Annotated in this window: 16 protein-coding genes, 1 tRNA gene and 1 pseudogene; 11 read left to right on the plus strand and 7 right to left on the minus strand. The window is 67.9% G+C overall.

Features of this window, described 5'->3' with window-relative positions; genetic code table 11:
* Nucleotides 1-17 precede the first annotated feature (17 nt).
* The 3 genes from yidD to rpmH all read right to left on the minus strand — a co-directional run bounded on the left by yidD (nt 18) and on the right by rpmH (nt 1,057).
* On the minus strand, nt 18-335 hold the full coding sequence (gene yidD / locus B5D66_RS13325; RefSeq protein WP_078762020.1) for a membrane protein insertion efficiency factor YidD: 318 nt from the start codon (nt 333-335) through the stop codon (nt 18-20).
* Nucleotides 332-832 carry a ribonuclease P protein component gene (gene rnpA / locus B5D66_RS13330; protein ID WP_078762021.1) on the minus strand — a complete coding sequence of 167 codons (501 nt, stop codon included), beginning with the start codon at nt 830-832 and terminating at the stop codon, nt 332-334. Before rnpA ends, yidD begins: the two co-directional genes overlap by 4 nt.
* Before the next feature lie 81 nt (nt 833-913).
* A complete protein-coding gene (gene rpmH, locus B5D66_RS13335) occupies nt 914-1,057 on the minus strand; it encodes a 50S ribosomal protein L34 (RefSeq protein WP_078762022.1) in 144 nt (47 codons plus the stop codon).
* An 884-nt stretch (nt 1,058-1,941) separates the two neighbouring features.
* Here rpmH and dnaA point away from each other — a divergent pair.
* From dnaA to B5D66_RS13380, 9 genes and pseudogenes are all read left to right on the plus strand, one after another.
* Nucleotides 1,942-3,984 carry a chromosomal replication initiator protein DnaA gene (gene dnaA, locus B5D66_RS13340; RefSeq protein WP_235000981.1) on the plus strand — a complete coding sequence of 681 codons (2,043 nt, stop codon included), beginning with the start codon at nt 1,942-1,944 and terminating at the stop codon, nt 3,982-3,984.
* Nucleotides 3,985-4,755: 771 nt separating this feature from the next.
* Nucleotides 4,756-5,895, plus strand: a complete 1,140-nt coding sequence (dnaN, locus tag B5D66_RS13345) for a DNA polymerase III subunit beta (RefSeq protein WP_078762024.1) — start codon at nt 4,756-4,758, stop codon at nt 5,893-5,895.
* A gap of 45 nt (nt 5,896-5,940) precedes the next feature.
* A pseudogene (gnd, locus tag B5D66_RS13350) lies at nt 5,941-6,837 on the plus strand (phosphogluconate dehydrogenase (NAD(+)-dependent, decarboxylating)); the annotation flags it as partial.
* Nucleotides 6,838-6,980: 143 nt separating this feature from the next.
* Complete coding sequence (recF, locus tag B5D66_RS13355; RefSeq protein WP_078762026.1) at nt 6,981-8,114, plus strand: DNA replication/repair protein RecF; 1,134 nt, start codon at nt 6,981-6,983, stop codon at nt 8,112-8,114.
* 16 nt (nt 8,115-8,130) lie between these two features.
* On the plus strand, nt 8,131-8,610 hold the full coding sequence (locus tag B5D66_RS13360; RefSeq protein WP_200813638.1) for a DciA family protein: 480 nt from the start codon (nt 8,131-8,133) through the stop codon (nt 8,608-8,610).
* A 390-nt stretch (nt 8,611-9,000) separates the two neighbouring features.
* On the plus strand, nt 9,001-10,938 hold the full coding sequence (gene gyrB, locus B5D66_RS13365) for a DNA topoisomerase (ATP-hydrolyzing) subunit B (protein WP_078762028.1): 1,938 nt from the start codon (nt 9,001-9,003) through the stop codon (nt 10,936-10,938).
* A gap of 59 nt (nt 10,939-10,997) precedes the next feature.
* Complete coding sequence (gyrA, locus tag B5D66_RS13370; protein WP_078762029.1) at nt 10,998-13,565, plus strand: DNA gyrase subunit A; 2,568 nt, start codon at nt 10,998-11,000, stop codon at nt 13,563-13,565.
* A 222-nt stretch (nt 13,566-13,787) separates the two neighbouring features.
* Nucleotides 13,788-14,378 (plus strand): DUF3566 domain-containing protein, encoded by a 591-nt coding sequence (locus tag B5D66_RS13375; RefSeq protein ID WP_078762030.1) that lies wholly within the window; start codon nt 13,788-13,790, stop codon nt 14,376-14,378.
* A 182-nt stretch (nt 14,379-14,560) separates the two neighbouring features.
* Nucleotides 14,561-14,634 (plus strand) — tRNA-Ile (locus B5D66_RS13380).
* A gap of 75 nt (nt 14,635-14,709) precedes the next feature.
* On the opposite strand, the gene B5D66_RS13385 is transcribed toward B5D66_RS13380, so the two are convergent.
* The 4 genes from B5D66_RS13385 to B5D66_RS13400 form a co-directional block, all read right to left on the minus strand.
* Nucleotides 14,710-15,222: a site-specific integrase gene (locus B5D66_RS13385; RefSeq protein WP_159457265.1), complete on the minus strand. Its 513-nt coding sequence runs from the start codon at nt 15,220-15,222 to the stop codon at nt 14,710-14,712.
* A 158-nt stretch (nt 15,223-15,380) separates the two neighbouring features.
* Nucleotides 15,381-16,817, minus strand: a complete 1,437-nt coding sequence (locus B5D66_RS13390; RefSeq protein WP_394330053.1) for an FtsK/SpoIIIE domain-containing protein — start codon at nt 16,815-16,817, stop codon at nt 15,381-15,383.
* On the minus strand, nt 16,814-17,068 hold the full coding sequence (locus B5D66_RS13395) for a hypothetical protein (protein ID WP_078762033.1): 255 nt from the start codon (nt 17,066-17,068) through the stop codon (nt 16,814-16,816). The genes B5D66_RS13390 and B5D66_RS13395 overlap by 4 nt, the downstream gene beginning before the upstream one ends.
* A gap of 114 nt (nt 17,069-17,182) precedes the next feature.
* Nucleotides 17,183-17,581 carry a plasmid replication, integration and excision activator gene (locus B5D66_RS13400; RefSeq protein WP_078762034.1) on the minus strand — a complete coding sequence of 133 codons (399 nt, stop codon included), beginning with the start codon at nt 17,579-17,581 and terminating at the stop codon, nt 17,183-17,185.
* Between the two features lie 286 nt (nt 17,582-17,867).
* Between B5D66_RS13400 and B5D66_RS13405 the strand changes: the two genes are divergently transcribed.
* Both B5D66_RS13405 and B5D66_RS13410 read left to right on the plus strand, forming a co-directional pair.
* A complete protein-coding gene (locus B5D66_RS13405; RefSeq protein ID WP_078762035.1) occupies nt 17,868-18,605 on the plus strand; it encodes a DUF5919 domain-containing protein in 738 nt (245 codons plus the stop codon).
* Between the two features lie 8 nt (nt 18,606-18,613).
* Entirely contained in the window at nt 18,614-19,090 is a 477-nt protein-coding gene (locus tag B5D66_RS13410; protein ID WP_078762036.1) for an NUDIX hydrolase, read from the plus strand.
* Nucleotide 19,091: the final 1 nt, after the last annotated feature.

The following is a 19,091-nucleotide window of genomic DNA, read 5'->3' on the forward strand; positions in this document are numbered from 1 at the left end:
TTGTCTTCAGTCCAGCTTCACAGGCCCGATGGGCCGGGAGCGGTGTCACCGCCGGTTCCCGGACCCGGTTCGGTTGCCTTCCGGGCGGAGTCGCCCGTGCGGGGTGGGACCGGATCGATTCCCCCCGGGTTGAACGGATGGCAACGCCCAATCCTCCTGGCGGCCAGCCATAGTCCTCGGAACGCCCCGTGTACCTGTAACGCCTCGACGGCGTAGGCACTACATGAGGGGTAGAAACGGCAGACCGGTGGGAACAGCGGACTGATGAAGCGCTGGTATCCGCGGATGGGCAGGATGAGCAGCCGCGCCACGGGGTTCGGTCCATCGTGTGTCATGAAGTCGCCCGCTCTCCGGAAGGCCGCTGCGCGGTCTCCCGGACCGTGTCCTCGCCCCCGCTCTGCGGAGATCCGCCGACCGGGGTGTCTTCGGGTGTGCCCGCGGCACGTCCCCGGCGGCGCTTGGCCGGACCACGAGGGCGGGTCACGGATCTGAGGGCGTCGTCGAGCTGCTCGCCCAGCGTGTGATAGGTCTGGTCGGCGGCCGTGGGTTTCGCCCTTATCACCATCAGGCTACCTGGCGGGAGAAGGGAGAGCCGCTCCCGTACCAGGTGCCGCAGTCGGCGCTGGACCTGCTTGCGGACGACGGCTCCGCCGACCGCCTTGCTCACGACGAACCCCACTCGGGGCTCCTCGGCTGGCGCCGGGGTCCCCTCCTCCGCCGGACGGGGCGGGAGATAGGCGACGATCAGGGAGTCGCGCCCGGTTCGGCGTCCCCTGCGCATGACGAGGCCGAACTCGGCGCTGCGCCGCATGCGGTTCCGAGGGGACAACATCGGTTCAGTCCTTGCACACAACAAGCGGACCGGCTGCCGAAACGGGCAGACCGGTCCGTTGTGACGATCGAGGCGCGGTGACTACTGGCTCACGGACAGCCGCGCGCGCCCCTTGCGCCGGCGCGCCGCGATGATCGCGCGCCCCGCACGGGTGCGCATGCGCAACCGGAAACCGTGGGTCTTCGCGCGACGCCGGTTGTTCGGCTGGTACGTACGCTTGCTCACTGCTGGGCTCCAGGGGCGTTCAAGGAAGTACTCGGGGGCGACCCCGCGTCTTGCCGGGCTTGTCGTTCCTGCTCTGTTGTCGCGGGGACGCTCGGCTGGAACATCGCCCGCTCGGGTCGCGGCCACCGCCGTGCGCCGATCGCGGCCGACATGACGGCGTGCGGATCGTCGGTGCACAGACAGATAGCGACTTAAGCATAAAGAACATACGGCCCGACCGAGCCGCGGTCAAATCGGCGTCCTCCCAGCCAGGGGCGGTGCCACGAGGTTTTCCACCAACCCTACGGTCTGTGGAAAACACGTTGTCCACAGGCTGCGGGCTTCCCACAAGGCCGCCTAAGCTGTGGATGACGTTCGAGTTGAACAGCGGCCCACACGGCGGTTACTGTCGCCCGGCCACCTCTTATCCACACCCTGTTCAGAACCCCCTCCAGCTGGGCTTTGTGGATAAGTCAGCTAGGCCGGCACGGTTCTGCGAGGCTGTGTACAACATGGTGCACAACATGTGGATGAAGCCTGAAAGCTGTGGAAGGACGAAGGAGCCCAGGTTCACGGAGACACAGCCGAGCTGACCGAGCGTACACATCAGAGTCCACAGAAAACCTTCGGTTACCCACAGAACACCGTTCGTGTATACGCCGCCGTTCCCGGCCGTCCAAGCCCTGTCGTGACCGCGACCGCTCCGACGACCGAGACAATGGGACGCCGGTCCTCGACGGTGGACGGACAGGTCCGCGCTGGAGGGAGCGGACCACGACAACGCGCGACCGCCGCACGCGGCCGGAACACAGTGGACGGGCGAACGCCCGTCCTCATCGACAGAACCGCGAGAAGGGGGCGAACCATGGCAGGTCACCGTGTCTGAGGCACAGGTCAACCTCGCAATGGTGTGGACCAGCGTGCTGGAGACCTTGGACAACAGCACCCTGCCTCCGCAACAGCGTGCCTGGCTGCCGCAGACCAGGCCCCTGGGCCTGATCGAGGACACGGCGCTGCTGGCCGCTCCGAACGAGTTCGCCAAGGAGATCCTCGAGACACGGCTGCGGCCCGCGATCAGCCAGGCCCTGTCCGCCCAGCTCGGGCGCGAGATCCGGGTGGCGGTGACGGTCGATCCCACCGCCGTCCAGCCCGCGCCGATGACACCGACCTCCTATCCCTCGCCCCCTCAGGTGTCCGACCACGGTCCTCGCACGCCGGGACGCGACCACCCGGGCGGCGCCCCCAGGCACGGACGGCACACCGACTACCCTCCGCGTTGGGAGTCCGACGACCGCCTCGGGCGCGACGAACAGCACGCCTGGCAGCAGCCGATGATCACGCCCGAGGACGGACCGGCCACACCGGCCGCCGCCGAGGCGTTCCCCAACGGCCAGTTCGGGCAGCCCGCCCCCGATGAGCAGGCGCACGGCCATCGCGGCTCACGAGGCCGGGCACCGCACGCCGGCGAGCCCGCGCACTCCCGCGACGGCCGGCCCGAGCCCCGGCAGGAGCACGGTCCCGGAGGCTACGGCGGTTACCAGGGGCCCGGTCCGCGTGGTGAGGACCTGCTCGCCACACGCGAAGAACCCCCCTCGCCGCACCCCGCCGACCCCGGCGGCTATTTCGCCGAGAGCTACCGCGCCCCGCGCGAACAGGCCCGGCCCGACGACACCCACTACCGCTCCTGGGAGGACACCTCACGGTGGGACGCCCCCAACCGGTGGGAGACCCCCGCGTGGGACGACGACCGTCGCCCGGGGCGGTCGGGGCCGGCCGGCCGGGATCAGCACCCGTCGTTCGACGACCGTTCCGACGCCTCCCGGCCGGGAGGGGACGCGGCCCCCGGCGGATCGGCGTCGGCGTCCCTCGCCCCGGACGAGGGGGGCAACCAGCCCCACACCTCGGCCGAGCCGGCCCGCCTCAACCCGAAGTACACCTTCGACACCTTCGTCATCGGTTCGAGCAACCGCTTCGCGCACGCCGCCGCGGTGGCCGTCGCCGAGGCCCCGGCCAAGGCCTACAACCCGTTGTTCATCTACGGTGGCTCCGGTCTGGGCAAGACCCACCTCCTGCACGCCATCGGCCACTACACCCAGCGGCTCTACGACGGGGCGCGGGTCCGCTACGTGAGCTCGGAGGAGTTCACCAACGAGTTCATCAACTCCATCCGCGACGGCAAGGCCGACGGTTTCCGGCGGCGCTACCGCGACATCGACGTCCTCCTCGTCGACGACATCCAGTTCCTGGAGAACAAGGAGCAGACGCAGGAGGAGTTCTTCCACACCTTCAATACGCTGCACAACTCCAACAAGCAGATCGTCATCTCCAGCGACCGGCCGCCCAAGCAGCTGGTCACCCTGGAGGACCGGTTGCGCAACCGCTTCGAATGGGGGCTGATCACCGACGTCCAGCCCCCGGAGCTGGAGACCCGGATCGCGATCCTGCGCAAGAAGGCGGCCCAGGAAGGGCTGGCCGCACCTCCCGAGGTGCTGGAGTTCATCGCGAGCAAGATCTCGACGAACATCCGGGAGCTGGAGGGCGCGCTGATCCGGGTCACCGCCTTCGCCAGCCTCAACCGCCAGTCGGTCGACCTGCACCTCACGGGGATCGTCCTCAAGGACCTCATCCCCGACGACGAGGGGCCCGAGATCACCGCGTCGGCGATCATGGCGCAGACCGCGTCGTACTTCGGCCTGACCACCGAGGACCTGTGCGGGACGTCGCGCTCGCGCGTGCTGGTCACGGCCCGTCAGATCGCGATGTATCTGTGCCGTGAGCTCACCGATCTCTCCCTTCCCAAGATCGGCCAGCAGTTCGGAGGCCGTGACCACACCACGGTCATGCACGCCGACCGCAAGATCCGCTCGTTGATGGCGGAGCGCCGCTCGATCTACAACCAGGTGACCGAGTTGACCAACCGGATCAAACAGCAGTCGCGCAACATCTGACCCCGTTTCGCGCCCCTCGCCCGTCCAGGGTGAGGGGCGCGGTGTGTGCCGTCCCTCGCCATCCCCGCCCCGTGGGCGCTTTTACCATGCACAGACCTGTGGATAACCCGTGGACAACCCTGCGGATAACCTGGGTTGCGCTGTGGGCAACCTGGGGATTTCCTGTGGGTGAAGCCGGGGTGGTTTCCAGCGCCGTGGTCACCCGGCTGTGGGGAATCCGTGGATAACCCGTGGACAAGGGGTGGATAACCCGTGGACAGACTGTGGAGGCTCTCGCCCGATCCACAGCCGGCCACGTTTTCCCCATGCTCCACCCACAGGGGCAGTGGACAGAAAAACACGGGTTGACCTGCGGATACGATGCTTATCCACACTATCCACAGGACCTATTACTACTACGCCTCTTTAAGAACTCTCGAGGCTTGGAAAACAGCTTCGGCCCGATTCTGTGGACATCCGCTCCGCTGCCCGACGGACCACCCCGCATCCCGTCCGAGCCAGCGCACCGAGGAGAGGACCTCTCGCCCGCACCTCGATCGCCGGCCTCCTCCCCGCCCGTGGTGGAGTGGGTCCCAATGAGGTGTGGTGGGCAGCGGCTGGATGCGAATCCGGGTACCGTGTGAACTCGCCCCCTGTAACGCGCCGGCGGCACCTCCATCCGGACCGCCCGGACCGCGCAGGTCCACAGACCGTGGACAGCGGGCCACCCCGCGGGGACGCGGGCCGGCCGCACATCGGGTTCGTGGTTTTTCGAGGAAAGAGAGTCGGATAGTGAAGTTCCGGGTCGAACGCGACGTACTCGCCGACGCAGTCGCCTGGACCGCTCGTACGCTGCCGGTCCGGCCTTCCGTCCCCGTCCTTGCCGGGATGCTGCTGGACGCGGGGGAGCACGACGGGCGGCAACGGTTGCGGCTGTCCAGCTTCGACTATGAGGTCTCCGCGCAGGTCGCCGTCGACATCGACGTCGAGGAGCCGGGTACCACGCTCGTCTCGGGCCGACTTCTGGCCGAGATCACCCGCAACCTTCCTCCACAGACGGTGGAGATCAGCACCGACGGGGCCAAGGTGGTCGTCTCCTGCGGGAGCGCGAAGTTCACCCTTCTCACCCTGCCGGTCGAGGACTACCCGACCCTCCCGGCCATGCCCGAGATGACCGGAACGGTCGGCAGCGACGTCTTCGCCGCCGCGGTGAGCCAGGTGGCGGTGGCCGCCGGCCGTGACGACACGCTTCCCATGCTCACGGGTGTGCGCATCGAGATCGAGGGCGACAAGGTGACCCTCGCCTCCACCGACCGCTACCGCCTCGCGGTGCGCGAGCTCACCTGGAAGCCGCAGGACCCGGAACTCTCCGCGGTGGCCCTGGTCCCGGCCAAGACGCTCGCCGACACCGCCAAGTCGCTGACCTCCGGCGCCGAGGTCTCGATCGCCCTGTCGGCGGCCGAGAGCGGCGAGGGCATGATCGGCTTCTCCGGTGGGGGACGGCGTACGACCACCCGCCTGCTCGAGGGGGACTTCCCCAAGTACCGGGCGCTGCTGCCGGACTCCTTCAACTCCGTCGCCGAGGTGCAGAAGGCCGAGTTCGTCGAGGCGGTCAAGCGCGTGTCCCTGGTGGCCGAGCGCAACACCCCGCTGCGGCTCGCGTTCGCCGACGGCAGGCTGGTGCTCGAGGCCGGGACCGGTGACGAGGCCCAGGCGGTCGAGGTCCTGGAGGCCGGTCTCGAGGGCGATGACATCCAGATCGCGTTCAACTCCGCGTTCCTGCTGGACGGTCTCAACGCCATCGACTCCGACATCGCCCGTCTGCAGTTCACGACATCGACGAAGCCGGCCATCATCACCGGCAAGCCCGCCGACGACGGCGGGGCGTCCGACTACCGGTACCTGATCATGCCGGTGCGGCTGTCCGGGTGACGAGTCGACTCGTCCACATATCCACAGGTCGAACATAGGGGGAGCAAGAGCATGCAACTGGGTCTCATCGGCCTGGGCAAAATGGGCGGCAACATGGCGACACGGCTCAGAGAGAAGGGCCACGACGTCATCGGGTTCGACTACAACCCCGAGGTGCGTGACGTCGACAGCCTCGCCGAGCTCGTCCAGCGCCTGGAAGCGCCGCGGATCGTCTGGCTGATGGTTCCGGCCGGCGAGCCCACCGCCGCCACCATTCGGGAACTCTCCGGGCTCCTGGAGGCCGGCGACCTCATCATCGAGGGCGGGAACTCGCACTACGTCGATGACCGCAAGCGCGCCGACGAGCTCAAGGAACTCGGCATCCACTACGTGGACGCCGGCGTCAGCGGTGGTGTCTGGGGACGTCAGAACGGCTACGGCATCATGGTCGGTGGCGCGCCCGAGGACATCGAGCGGGCCAAGCCCATCTTCGACGCCCTGACCCCCGACTCCGGCGGCGGGTACGTCCACGCCGGTGGGGTCGGTGCGGGGCACTTCGTCAAGATGGTCCACAACGGCATCGAGTACGGCATGATGCAGGCCTTCGCCGAGGGGTACGAGCTCATGGCCGCCTCCGACATCGTCGACGACGTGCCGGGCACGTTCGACAGCTGGCGCGAGGGCACCGTGGTCCGTTCCTGGCTGCTCGACCTCCTGGTGCGCGCGCTGGAGGAGGACCCCGAGCTCGCCGGCCTGCGCGGCTACGCCCAGGACTCCGGCGAGGGACGCTGGACGGTTCAGGCCGCGGTCGACCACGCGGTTCCGGCGCCGGTCATCACGGCCGCCCTGTTCGCCCGGTTCGCCTCACGACAGGAGGACAGCCCCGCGATGAAGGTCATCGCGGCGCTGCGCAACCAGTTCGGCGGACACGCGGTCACCCGGGCCACCGAAGACCAGGCGTAGCCTTTCAAAAGTCCACGTTGGAGCCTCGCTGTAGGTTTCACGTGAAACGACGTGACACCCCCGGACCCTCACGGCGCGCCCGCGAGGGTCCGGATCTCTTCCGCGTCCCATACGACCCGCCCCGCGTACAAAGGAGAGGCCAGATGTACGTATCGCAGCTGCAACTGGCCGATTACCGTTCCTACGCGTCGGCGCACGTCGTCCTGGAACCGGGGATCAGCACGTTCATCGGCCCCAACGGCCAGGGCAAGACCAACCTGGTCGAGGCCATCGGCTATGTCGCCACGCTCGGCAGCCATCGGGTCGCCACCGACGCCCCCCTGGTCCGGCAGGGAGCCGAACGGGCGATCGTCCGCGCCGAGCTCGTCAAGGACGGCCGCACGGCCCTGGTGGAACTGGAGATCAACCCGGGAAAGGCCAACCGGGCGCGTCTGAACCGTTCCTCCGCCACCCGCCCGCGCGACATCCTCGGTCTGTTGCGCACGGTCCTCTTCGCCCCCGAGGACCTGGCCCTGGTCAAGGGAGACCCCGGCGAGCGGCGCCGCTTCCTCGACGAGCTGCTGATCGCGCGCGCCCCCCGCTACGCGGGTGTCCGTTCCGACTACGACCGGGTCCTCAAACAGCGCAACGCCCTGCTCAAGTCGGCGTCGGCCCGGTTCTTCAAACAGCGCGCCGAGCCTGATCTGTCCACCCTGGACGTCTGGGACGACCATCTGGCCACGGCCGGAGCCGAACTGCTGGCCGCCCGGATCGGTCTCGTCGCCGAACTGCAACCGCTCGTCGCCAAGGCCTACGGCGAACTGGCCTCCTCCGGCGGACTTCCGGTTCTGCACTACCGCGGTTCGGCGTGGCCGGAGGGGACCGAGGTACCGGCCGACCGTGACCGGCTCGCCGGCCTGCTGCGTGACGCGCTCGTCCAGGCGCGCCCCCAGGAGCTCCAGCGCGGTGTCAGCCTGGTCGGCCCCCACCGTGACGATCTGTACCTGAGGCTCGACGAGCTTCCGGCCAAGGGGTACGCGAGCCAGGGCGAGTCCTGGTCCTACGCGCTGGCGCTGCGGTTGGCCGGGTTCGAGCTGTTGCGCGCCGACGGTGACGACCCCGTGCTCATCCTCGACGACGTCTTCGCCGAACTCGACGCGGAGCGCCGGCGGCGGTTGGCCGAACACGTGCGCACCGCCGAGCAGGTACTGGTGAGCGCGGCGGTGCCGGGCGACATCCCCGACGAGTTGGTGGGCAGACGGTTCCGGGTGCAGGGGGGAACGGTCGAACGTGAGTGACGACGCCACACGGGGCCTGGACGGGCCAGGCTCCGAGGGATCCTCGCGGCAGCCGAGCGGTATCGAACTCGCCCGCCAGGCGTTGGCTCAGGCGCGCGCCGCGGCGCGTGAGCGCGGGGCCGCGCCCACGGCGCCGCGCAGGGTCCGCCGTGGACCTCTGCGGGCCCGGCGCGAGCCCCAACTGTTCGGTGACGCCATCCGCAGTTGGTTGATCGAGCACGGTTGGCAGGAGCAGGTCGCGATCGGCGGGGTCTTCGGCCGGTGGGACCAGATCGTCGGTGCGGGTCTGGCCGAACACGTGCGCCCGGAGACCTTCGAGGAGGGGGAGCTCGTGGTCGCCGCCGACTCCCCGGCGTGGGCGACCCAGGTGCGGGCGTTGACCCCCCAGCTTCTGCGTCGGCTCAACGAGGAGCTGGGTCAGGGCAGTGTGCGTTCGATCAAGGTCCGGGGACCGGGGCGTCCCCGCGGTGGCGGAGGGCGCTGGCGGGTTCGCTGAGCCGGAGCCGCGACATTTCAGACAGAGAACAGCAGGTGATACGGGTGCCCCCTCCGCTACTCGGGTCACACCCTCGCCGAAGGCACTGAACCACGCGGGGAGTTCCGTAGAGGGGGGTCCACGTGTAGGGAGTCGTCTCCCTCTCTGTTAGCCCGCTCTGGCGCATCACAGCGCCGTGAATGCCACTTTCCGGTGATGCGCGCGGTATCATAGGTGATGGTTCTACGGACGCTTCCGCCGGCACGACCCGCCCCGAGAGCGGGGGGCAGGGAATTGGAAACGGGTGGCGCCCGGTCGCTTCGGCTGTACGACAGCCGGCGTCGGCCGGAGCCGCTTCGCTCGTCAATTGCCTATGGCTGGTAGGTGTCCCCAGCAGGAGGGTGTTCACACTTGGCCTACGATGCTCGATCAATCACGGTTCTTGAAGGGCTCGAGGCGGTACGTAAGCGCCCCGGCATGTACATCGGTTCCACCGGTGAACGGGGCCTCCACCACATGGTCTACGAAGTGGTGGACAACTCGGTGGATGAAGCCCTCGCCGGCCACGCCGACGCGATCGAGGTGACCCTTCAGGCCGACGGCGGCGTCCGTGTCGCCGACAACGGCCGTGGTATTCCCGTCGACGTCCATCCCGTGGAGAAGCGGCCAGCCATCGAGCTGATCCTGACCACGCTGCACGCCGGCGGCAAGTTCGACGGCAAGTCCTACGCCGTCTCCGGTGGTCTGCACGGTGTCGGCGCCTCCGTCGTCAACGCGCTGTCCACCCGCCTCGAAGCGGAGATCCGGCGTGACGGGTACGTGTGGCGGCAGAGCTACGTCAAGTCGCGTCCCACCGGCGAGCTCTCGCGGGGGGAGGAGACCGAGGAGACCGGCACCCAGATCACCTTCTGGGCCGACGGCGACATCTTCGAGACCACGACCTACAGCTTCGAGACGCTGTCGCGGCGGCTCCAGGAGATGGCCTTCCTCAACAAGGGACTGTCCATCACCATCCGCGATGAGCGTCCGGAGTTCGTCGACGACTCGCCCGTCGTCCAGACCTACCACTACGAGGGCGGTCTGACGGACTTCGTCCGTCACATCAACGCCACCAAGGAGCAGGCGCACGCCTCGGTCATCGACTTCGAGGACGAGGGCGACGGCATCGCGGTCGAGATCGCGATGCAGTGGAATCAGTCCTACACCTCCTCGGTGCACACCTTCGCCAACACGATCAACACGGCCGAGGGCGGCACCCACGAAGAGGGCTTCCGCTCCGCGCTGACCTCGATCGTCAACCGCTACGCGCGTGACCAGAAGCTGTTGCGGGAGAAGGAGGACAACCTCACGGGTGACGACATCCGCGAGGGGCTCACCGCGATCATCTCGGTCAAGCTGGCCGACCCCCAGTTCGAGGGGCAGACCAAGACCAAGCTCGGCAACACCGAGGCCAAGTCCTTCGTCCAGAAGGTGTGCAACGAGCATCTGCGCGACTGGTTCGAGCGCAACCCCGGCGAGGCCAAGGACATCGTCAGCAAGGCGAGCCAGGCCGCCCGGGCGCGCATCGCGGCGCGTCAGGCCCGTGACCTCACCCGGCGCAAGACGCTGTTGGAGTCCACCTCCCTCCCCGGCAAGCTGTCCGACTGCCAGTCGACCGAGCCGGAGAAGTGCGAGCTCTACATCGTCGAGGGTGACTCCGCCGGTGGCTCCGCCAAGGGCGGGCGCGACCCCGAATACCAGGCGATCCTGCCCATCCGCGGCAAGATCCTCAACGTCGAGAAGGCGCGCATCGACCGGATCCTGAAGAACCAGGAAGTCCAGGCGATCATCACCGCTCTCGGCACCGGCGTGCACGACGACTTCGACATCGAGAAGCTGCGGTACCACAAGATCATCCTGATGGCCGACGCCGACGTCGACGGTCAGCACATCCGCACGCTGCTGCTCACGTTGCTGTTCCGGTTCATGAAGCCGCTGATCGAGGCCGGCCACGTCTACCTGGCGCAGCCGCCGCTGTACAAGATCAAGTGGGACCAGCGCGGAAACGACGCCGACTACGTCTTCACCGACCGGGAGCGCGACGAGGTCATCGCCGCGGGCATCGCCGCGGGCAAGCGCGACCCTCGCCCCCGCGACTTCGTGCAGCGGTTCAAGGGTCTGGGCGAGATGAACGCGGTCGAACTGTGGGAGACCACCATGGACCCCGCCGGCCGGGTGCTCCTCCAGGTGACGCTCGACGACGCCGCGCAGGCCGACGAGATGTTCAGCGTGCTCATGGGTGAGGACGTCGAGTCCCGGCGCTCCTTCATCCAGCGCAACGCTCGCGACGTCCGCTTCCTGGACGTCTGACCCGCGAGCGGAGCACCTCGACGGCCGCGAACGACTCACCAGAAAAGGATCGACATCCAGTGACGGATGCGAACACCCCGGAAGTCCCCGAGGAAGAAACCGAGAACCGGCACGACCGGGTCGAGCCGGTCGACATCCAGATCGAGATGCAGCGCAGCTATCTCGACTACGCGATGTCGGTCATCGTCGGCCGTGCCCTCCCCGACGTCCGTGACGGTCTCAAGCCCGTCCACCGCCGCATCCTCTACGCGATGTACGACGGCGGTTACCGTCCCGACCGCGGCTACTTCAAGTGCGCCCGCGTCGTCGGCGACGTCATGGGGAACTACCACCCGCACGGTGACGCCTCGATCTACGACGCGCTCGTGCGGTTGGCCCAGAAGTGGTCCATGCGGATGCCGCTCATCGACAGCAACGGCAACTTCGGTTCGCGGGGCAACGACCCCGCCGCGGCCATGCGCTACACCGAGTGCAAGCTCGAGAACCTCGCCATGGAGATGGTGCGGGATATCGACAAGGAGACTGTCGACTTCTCGCCCAACTACGACGGGAAGACCGCCGAGCCCGACGTCCTGCCGTCCCGTTTCCCCAACCTGCTGGTCAACGGGTCCAACGGCATCGCGGTCGGCATGGCCACGAACATCCCGCCGCACAACCTGCGCGAGGTGGCCGACGGTGTCAACTGGTTCCTCGACAACCCGGACCTCTCCGACGAGGAGATCCTCGACGGGTTGATCGCCCGCATCAAGGGACCCGACTTCCCCACCCACGGGCTCATCGTCGGCCGCCGCGGCATCGAGGACGCCTACCGCACGGGCCGTGGCTCCATCACGATGCGCGCCGTCGTCGAGATCGAGGAGGACAGCCGGGGACGGCAGTGCCTGGTCGTCACCGAGCTGCCCTACCAGGTCAACACGGACAACCTCGCCCTGAAGATCGCCGAGCTCGTCAAGGACGGCAAGATCACCGGCATCGCCGACGTCAAGGACGAGACCAGTGGCCGCACCGGCCAGCGCCTGGTCATCGTCCTCAAGCGCGACGCCGTGGCCAAGGTCGTGCTGAACAACCTGTACAAGCACACGCAGCTGCAGGAGACGTTCGGCGCCAACATGCTGGCCCTCGTCGACGGCGTGCCGCGTACGCTGCGCCTCGACCAGTTCGTCCGCACCTGGGTCGCCCACCAGGTCGAGGTCATCGTCCGACGCACCCGCTACCTGCTGCGCAAGGCCGAGGAGCGCGCCCACATCCTGCGCGCGCTGCTCAAGGCCATCGACCGCATCGACGAGGTCATCGCCCTGATCCGGCAGAGCCCCTCCGCCGACGCGGCCAAGAACGGCCTGATAAGCCTGCTGCAGATCGACGACGTGCAGGCCCGCGCGATCCTCGACATGCAGCTGCGCAAGCTCGCCGCCCTGGAACGGCGTCAGCTCACCGACGAGTACGACGAGCTGATGGCGCAGATCTCCGACTACAACGACATCCTGTCCTCCCCCGACCGGCAGCGCAGCATCGTCCGCACCGAGCTCGCCGAGATCGTCGAGAAGTACGGTGACGAGCGTCGCACGCAGATCGTCCCCTTCGAGGGCGACATGCGCATGGAGGACTTCATCGCCGAGGAGGAGATCGCCGTCACGATCTCCCGCGGCGGGTATGCCAAGCGCACCCGGCTCGACAACTACCGGGCGCAGAAGCGCGGCGGCAAGGGCGTGCGCGGTGCCCAGCTCAAGCAGGACGACATCGTCCAGCACTTCTTCGTGACGACCACGCACAACTGGATCCTGTTCTTCACGAACAAGGGCCGGGTGTACCGGACGAAGGCCTACGAGCTTCCCGAGGCGGCCAGGGACGCGCGCGGCCAGCACGTCGCCAACCTCGTGCCCTTCCAGCCGGACGAGGAGATCGCCCAGGTCATGGCGTTGCGCGACTACGACGCCGCGCCCTACCTGGTCCTCGCCACCCGGGACGGGCTGGTCAAGAAGTCGCGTCTGGAGGACTTCGACTCCACACGCTCGGCCGGCATCATCGCGATCAACCTGCGCGAGAACGACGAGCTGATCGCGGCCCGGCTGGTCTTCCCGACCGACGACCTCCTGCTCATCAGCAGCAACGCCCAGGCGATCCGGTTCTCGGCGTCGGACGACTCGCTGCGCCCGATGGGACGCGCCACCAGCGGTGTCATCGGCATGCGGTTCCTCGACGGGGACTACCTGCTGAGCATGGACGTCATCCGGGACGGCGACGGCGCCACCGACGTGCTGGTGGCGACCGAGGGGGGCTACGCCAAGCGCACCCCGGCCGACCAGTACCCGCTTCAGAACCGGGGCGGCAAGGGGGTCCTGACCGCCAAGATCGTCGAGGCCCGGGGCCGGCTCGTCGGCGCCCTCATGGTCTCGCCCGAGGAGGACGAGATCTTCGCGATCACCTCGGCGGGCGGGGTCATCCGCACCCGTTGCGCCGAGATCAAGCAGTCCGGACGGGCCACGATGGGCGTCCGCCTGATGAACCTCGCCAACGGCAACCACATCGTCGCCCTCGCTCGCAACGCCGAGTCGATGGAGGAGGACGAAACCGCCGAGGCCAATGCCGAGACGGCGTCCGAGGCGGTCGAGGCGGGGTCCGCGGAGTAGTACCGTTCACCGGGAGACCGGTTCGACGTCACCGGGCGTGGGGAGGGCGTTGCCTTCCCCACGCCCTTCGCCGGTCTGGAGGCGCCGACGCAGAGCGCCGAGGGCTGTAAGGCCAATAGAGTCGCTTTTGCTAGTAATCCACCCCATCCCGTGGAGTGTTGCGGCCAGTGCCCCTCTCACGGGTTCCCACCGTCACATGGAAAGTCCAGCGGTAACGTGGCTATGTCCGACAACGCGCAACGGCAATCCGCTGCCCAAGAGCCTGACCAGGCGGACAACGACAGCAGGGAAGAACACGAAGAGCAGGAGAACGCTGCTCCGCCGGCCGTGACGGCCGACGGGGCCGATTCGTCGACGGCCGACAGCGCCGAACAGGGTGATGTGACGATGGCTGTACCGGAGACCAAGGACAAATCAGGCGCCAAGCCGGTGAATACCGCCCGCAAGGCCCACCTCTCGTTGACCCGGGTCGAACCCGGATCGGTGTTGAAGTTCAGCTTTGTTATTTCGCTTGTCTGCTTCATCGTCCTGTTCGTCGCGGTCGCGGTCCTCTACGCGTTCCTCTCGACCCTCGGCGTCTTCGACGCGGTCACCGACCTCATCAACTCCCTCACCGACGGGGGCGAGGGTGACGAGCTCCCCCTCAACCCCGAGAACTGGTTCTCCGCGGCCCGGGTGCTCGGTTACACCGGCCTCCTCGGAGCCTTGAACATCGTCTTGATCACGGCCCTGTCCACGGTCGGCGCGATGCTCTACAACCTCGCCGCCGATCTCGTCGGCGGTATCGACGTGACCCTGAGCGAGACCGAGTAATCGAGGTCTTTCCCTCCCGTTCCAGGCCCTTACGCCCGTTCGCGTGAGGGCCTGAGCACTCCGCGGGCGCGCTAGACTTGGGGATGTAGAGAGGGACGCGGGAGTCCCGCCCCTCCTCTCCCCCGCACCTCGGACACGGTTCGCCCAGGTCCGCCGGATGCGGTAGAGTTCCTCCGGAACGAGGGCGTATAGCTCAGTCGGTTAGAGCGCATCCCTGATAAGGATGAGGCCCCAGGTTCAAGTCCTGGTACGCCCACCCTCATAAGCTGCGAGAAGGCCCCTGTCGGATCACCGACAGGGGCCTTTGACAGCAGTGGTGACAGCAACGGTGTCAGTCGCCGTCCCCGAAGAGAGCGTCGCCCAGTCGGCCGAGTCCCTCTCGCTGTGTCGCTTCGTCGCTATGCGGATAGATCTCCATGGTGACCGAGATGCGGCTGTGCCCCAGGATCTCCATCGCGTCCCGGGGAGCCACGCCCGCCTGTTTGAGCAGCGAGGCCACCGAGTGGCGTAGGTCGTGGAGCCGGATCACCCGCAGCGGAGACGCGGCGACCAGGCGCTCGAAGGAGCGTGAGAAGCTGCGCGGCTGGATCGCCCGGCCGGTCCGGGTGGTGAACACCAGGCCGGTCTCCTCCCAGCTCTCCCCCGCCCGACGCTTGTGGTCGGACTGCCACCGGGCCTGTTCCAGCAGGGCGTCCCTCGCCCAGGGCAGCAGCGGGAGCGAACGCCGGCCCGCCCGCGTCTTGACGTCCACCAGGGCCAGCGCCCCGTCCACCCGCTGGACTTGTCGCTTGATCGACAAGACGTCGCGTTCCAGGTCCACGTCGTCCCAGGACAGACCCAGCACCTCCCCCGTCGCAGCCCGTAGAGGAGCATCAATACGAAGGCCGGGTGGAGCGGATGCGAACGCGCGTACTCCAGGAAGCGTTTCGCCTCCTCGGCGTTCCAGGGCCTGACTCGTTCCGGCCGTTCGGCTCGGGTGGTCTTCCCCGTGGGAGTCGGCATCTAGGCGGCCCCCTCCATCACACTCGCCTTCACCGTCGAGGAGTCACCAGCGGCCATGGCGTCGATGTCGTCGTCACAGACGTAGGCCGCTCGCACCCGGACCGGTATGGGCGAGCCCTCCACGCGGACGAAGGCCACGCCGGGAAGGTCCGGGTCGATCAGATGGGCGTTGGCCCCACGCTCCCGCGCCCCTTCCCCGAGCACCATGTCGACCTGTGAGGCTTCGTCCAGGCGCAGGGCGATCTTGTCGGGGAAGAGGTTGCGCAGGTTCATGACCTCCTTGCGCGGGTCCTGCAACGCGGCGAGGACGCAGAACCCCACCGACCGACCCTGGGACGTCAGGGTCGCGATGGCGTTCTCCGCACGCCGCCGCACGTCGCGGTCGGGGTGGTAGGCGGTCAAAAACGCCACCTCGTCCAGCACCACCACCACGAACGGATCATCGACGGTCGGAACGTGGGCGCGTTGGCGGCCGGCGTAGCGTTCGGCTCGTCCCCGCATGTCGGCCACGGCCTGTTCCAGCAGGGCCACCGCGGATTCCCCGTCGTCGGCATAGGAGGCGAACAGGCGCCGGCCATAGGACAGCTCCATCCGCTTGGGATCGATCGCGCGGACCTGCGCCGTCCCCGCCTGCATCGCGGGGAGCATGGCGCGGATGGCCGACCAGATCACCGAGCCCTTCCCCGCGCCCGTCACCCCGACCACGAGCACGTGGGTGCCGTGCAGACGCAGCCGCCACGGTGTTCCGTCCTCTTGGAGTCCCACGGGCAGCGCGCCGAGGTCGGGGACGGCTGGAACGTCGAGCGCGGCGATCGGTTCGGCGAGGGTGTCGTGGCGGGGGAACTCCAGCACCACGTCCCGGGGACCGAGCACCGTCACCCGGCAGGAGGCCGCGCCGAAGCCGTGCGCCAGCTCGGTGACGCGGTTCTCGAAGTCGACCGGAGCCGTGCCCGCCACCAGGCGCACCCGCACCCGGTCGGCCCACTCCGAACAGGTCACCTTGCGAATGCGGGGAAGGTAGTGGCGTTCGGCGTAGGTCTCGGCCAACCCCGCCACCACGAGCACCGGTTGCCACTGCCGCGCATACACCCACCACCACCGCCAGGTCGCCAGGACACGCAGGCCCACCCAGCGGCGGAACGTCGACGGCCGACGCCGCCACCACACCAACAGGCCCACGTCCACCAGCGACCAGACGACGGCCAGGGCCACCCAGCCGAAGACGTGCCAGACCAGAACGGAGGCGGTGAGGGAAGCGCAGGCGAGGGGGAAGCGGAACGGCAGCTTGACCACCAAGGTCAAGAGACGGAACAGCCAGCGAGCCGCGATCAGCGCCGCCGGAGTGGGCAGCACCGGAGTAGCGAACCGGAAGGACTGTGCCGGGACCGGAGTGGTCACCGACACCTGTTGAGACGCCGGAGGAGGAGACCACATCAGCGCTCACCTCCCGCCGCGCGGGCCAGGCGGGCACGGGCGGCGTCGAGCTGGGCATGGGCGATCGCCGCCACCTCCACCGCCTCGGGGTCGAAGGAGTGCGCGGCGATCCGGGACAGCAGGTCGGCCTTGCGTTCGAAGAACACCACGTCTTCGGCTGGAGTCGGCGGAGTGGGGTCTGTGGAGCGTTCGCGGACCAGGGCGAGGAACTCGGAGATCTCCCGGGTGGATACGGGAGAGGGCTGGTCAGCCATAATGAGACACACCTCTTCTGTGGTTCATCGGTTGGGAAGCCGAACGGAGATCAGAGGGGTGAAGGGGCGGCTCGGTGTTGCAGCACCAGGCCGCCCCGCTCATGCCGGGAGGGGTTAGGCGGCGTCCTTGGCCGCACGGCGAGCCGGAACGCCAGGCGCCTTGAGGCCGCGTGCCCGCAGGGAGTAGGCCACCCGGGGACGGCGCCCGTTGTCATCGACGTAGGGCATGACCGACATGGACTCGAACTCCACCGGCCGGAACGGCAGCCCCGCCACCTCCTCCGGCAGGGTGGGGCACACCTCGGAGGCCACCTTGACCTTCACGCTCTTGGCCTTGCCGCGCGCCTCGGGGTCGGCGTCGATCACCTCCACCGCCCACAGGGGAAGACCGGTCTCCTTGTCCAGCTGCGGTCGCTTGGTCTCGAAATCGGTGATCGCCTCCACCCCCAGAGCGAAGGCGCCGTGCGGGAACACCGTCCCGAACTCCACCGGCAACGCACCCTGAATCGCCATCAGAGACTCCCATCGGGCCGTTCGAATGAGTGAGTACGCATCTCCTCCTCCCGGGGCACCCCCGGAAAGAATCGATACATGTTTAACATGTTTGCCTAGAGGATGAGAAGAGCCCGTCGAGTCCTCTCCCCCTTGTTCTTCGTCCGCTCCGGCCGAAGAGCCGGTCCGTCCGGACACCTAGCAGCATGCGACAGGGAGCGAGGACGGGATAACTACATGGCTGGACGTGTTCAGGACGTCTCGATAATGTGAAGCCGTCCCCCGACGTCCTGCGAACACGAGGTTCATGCCTAACGAGAGGTTGCGCGCTGCGCTACTTGAGCAAGGGTTGACGCCGGCCGATCTCGCCGACGCCGTCGGAGTCGACGCCAAGAGCGTCGAACGGTGGATCACCCTCGGGCGTACCCCCTACCGGCGCCACCGCTACGCGGTCGCGGCGCGACTCGGCATGGACGAGACCTACCTCTGGCCGCAGGCCCTGACACGCGAGCAGAGCGTGTCGGCGTCGGAGAGCGAGATCCTGGCCATCCACCCGCACCGCTGGACAGTTCCGCGCGACGCTTGGAAACATCTGTTCGAGTCCGCGGAGCGCGAGATCGGCATCCTCGTCTACAGCGGCTTCTTCCTCGCCGAGGACGCCAGTGTCATGCGCCTGCTCTCCGAGAAGGCCGAGGCCGGCGTGCGCGTGCGCGTCCTGTTGGGTGATCCGGACAGCGAGGCCGTCGCGCAGCGCGGCGCCGACGAGGGGATCCACGACGCGATGTCCGCCAAGATCCGCAACGTCATCGTGCTGTACAGGCCGTTGCGCGCGGTGGAGGGCGTGGAGTTCCGCCTTCACGGGACGAACCTGTACAACTCGATTTACCGTGCCGACGATCAGATGCTCGTGAACACCCACGTCTACGGAGCACCGGCCGCGAACGCGCCCGTCTTCCACCTGCGCAGGATCGCCGGCGGTGGGATGGTGGCGACCTACACCGAGAGCTTCGAACGGGTGTGGGAGCAGGCCCGGCCACTCGACTGAGGAGTAGCATGCCCCGGCGGATCGACTACCACGACGACCCCCAAGCCCCCAAGGCCAACAGTCTCGTGCCCTCCGTGAACGTGATCGTGGTCAACGAGCGTGACGAGATCCTGATGATCCGCCGCTCCGACAACGACAACTGGGCCGTCCCCGGGGGCGCGATCGACATCGGCGAATCAGTCCCCCAGGCCGCGATTCGTGAGACCCAGGAGGAGACCGGTATCGACTGCGAGATCACCGGGATCTCCGGCATCTACAGCGACCCCCGCCACATCATCCTCTACACCAGCAACGGCGAGGCCCGCCAGGAGTTCTCCGTCGTCCTGCTGGCCCGCCCGCTCTCCGGCGAACCCACCCCGAGCGACGAATCACGCGAGGTCCGCTGGATTCCCAAGGCGGAGTTGGACGCCTACTCTATGGACCGCTCCATGCGCCTGCGTCTTGATCACCACCTGAACGATCCCGGCACCCCTCACATCGGCTGAC

Origin of the sequence: Marinactinospora thermotolerans DSM 45154 (genome assembly GCF_900167435.1) — a bacterium.
In the GTDB taxonomy this organism is placed as follows: domain Bacteria; phylum Actinomycetota; class Actinomycetes; order Streptosporangiales; family Streptosporangiaceae; genus Marinactinospora; species Marinactinospora thermotolerans.

Coding starts and splice junctions, on each gene's coding strand:
- yidD (WP_078762020.1), bottom strand. CDS start 335: ATGACACACGATGGACCGAACCCCGTGGCGCGGCTGCTCATCCTGCCC.
- B5D66_RS13405 (WP_078762035.1), top strand. CDS start 17,868: ATGCCTAACGAGAGGTTGCGCGCTGCGCTACTTGAGCAAGGGTTGACG.
- dnaA (WP_235000981.1), top strand. CDS start 1,942: ATGGTGTGGACCAGCGTGCTGGAGACCTTGGACAACAGCACCCTGCCT.
- B5D66_RS13375 (WP_078762030.1), top strand. CDS start 13,788: ATGTCCGACAACGCGCAACGGCAATCCGCTGCCCAAGAGCCTGACCAG.
- recF (WP_078762026.1), top strand. CDS start 6,981: ATGTACGTATCGCAGCTGCAACTGGCCGATTACCGTTCCTACGCGTCG.
- B5D66_RS13395 (WP_078762033.1), bottom strand. CDS start 17,068: ATGGCTGACCAGCCCTCTCCCGTATCCACCCGGGAGATCTCCGAGTTC.
- B5D66_RS13400 (WP_078762034.1), bottom strand. CDS start 17,581: ATGGCGATTCAGGGTGCGTTGCCGGTGGAGTTCGGGACGGTGTTCCCG.
- B5D66_RS13410 (WP_078762036.1), top strand. CDS start 18,614: ATGCCCCGGCGGATCGACTACCACGACGACCCCCAAGCCCCCAAGGCC.
- rnpA (WP_078762021.1), bottom strand. CDS start 832: ATGTTGTCCCCTCGGAACCGCATGCGGCGCAGCGCCGAGTTCGGCCTC.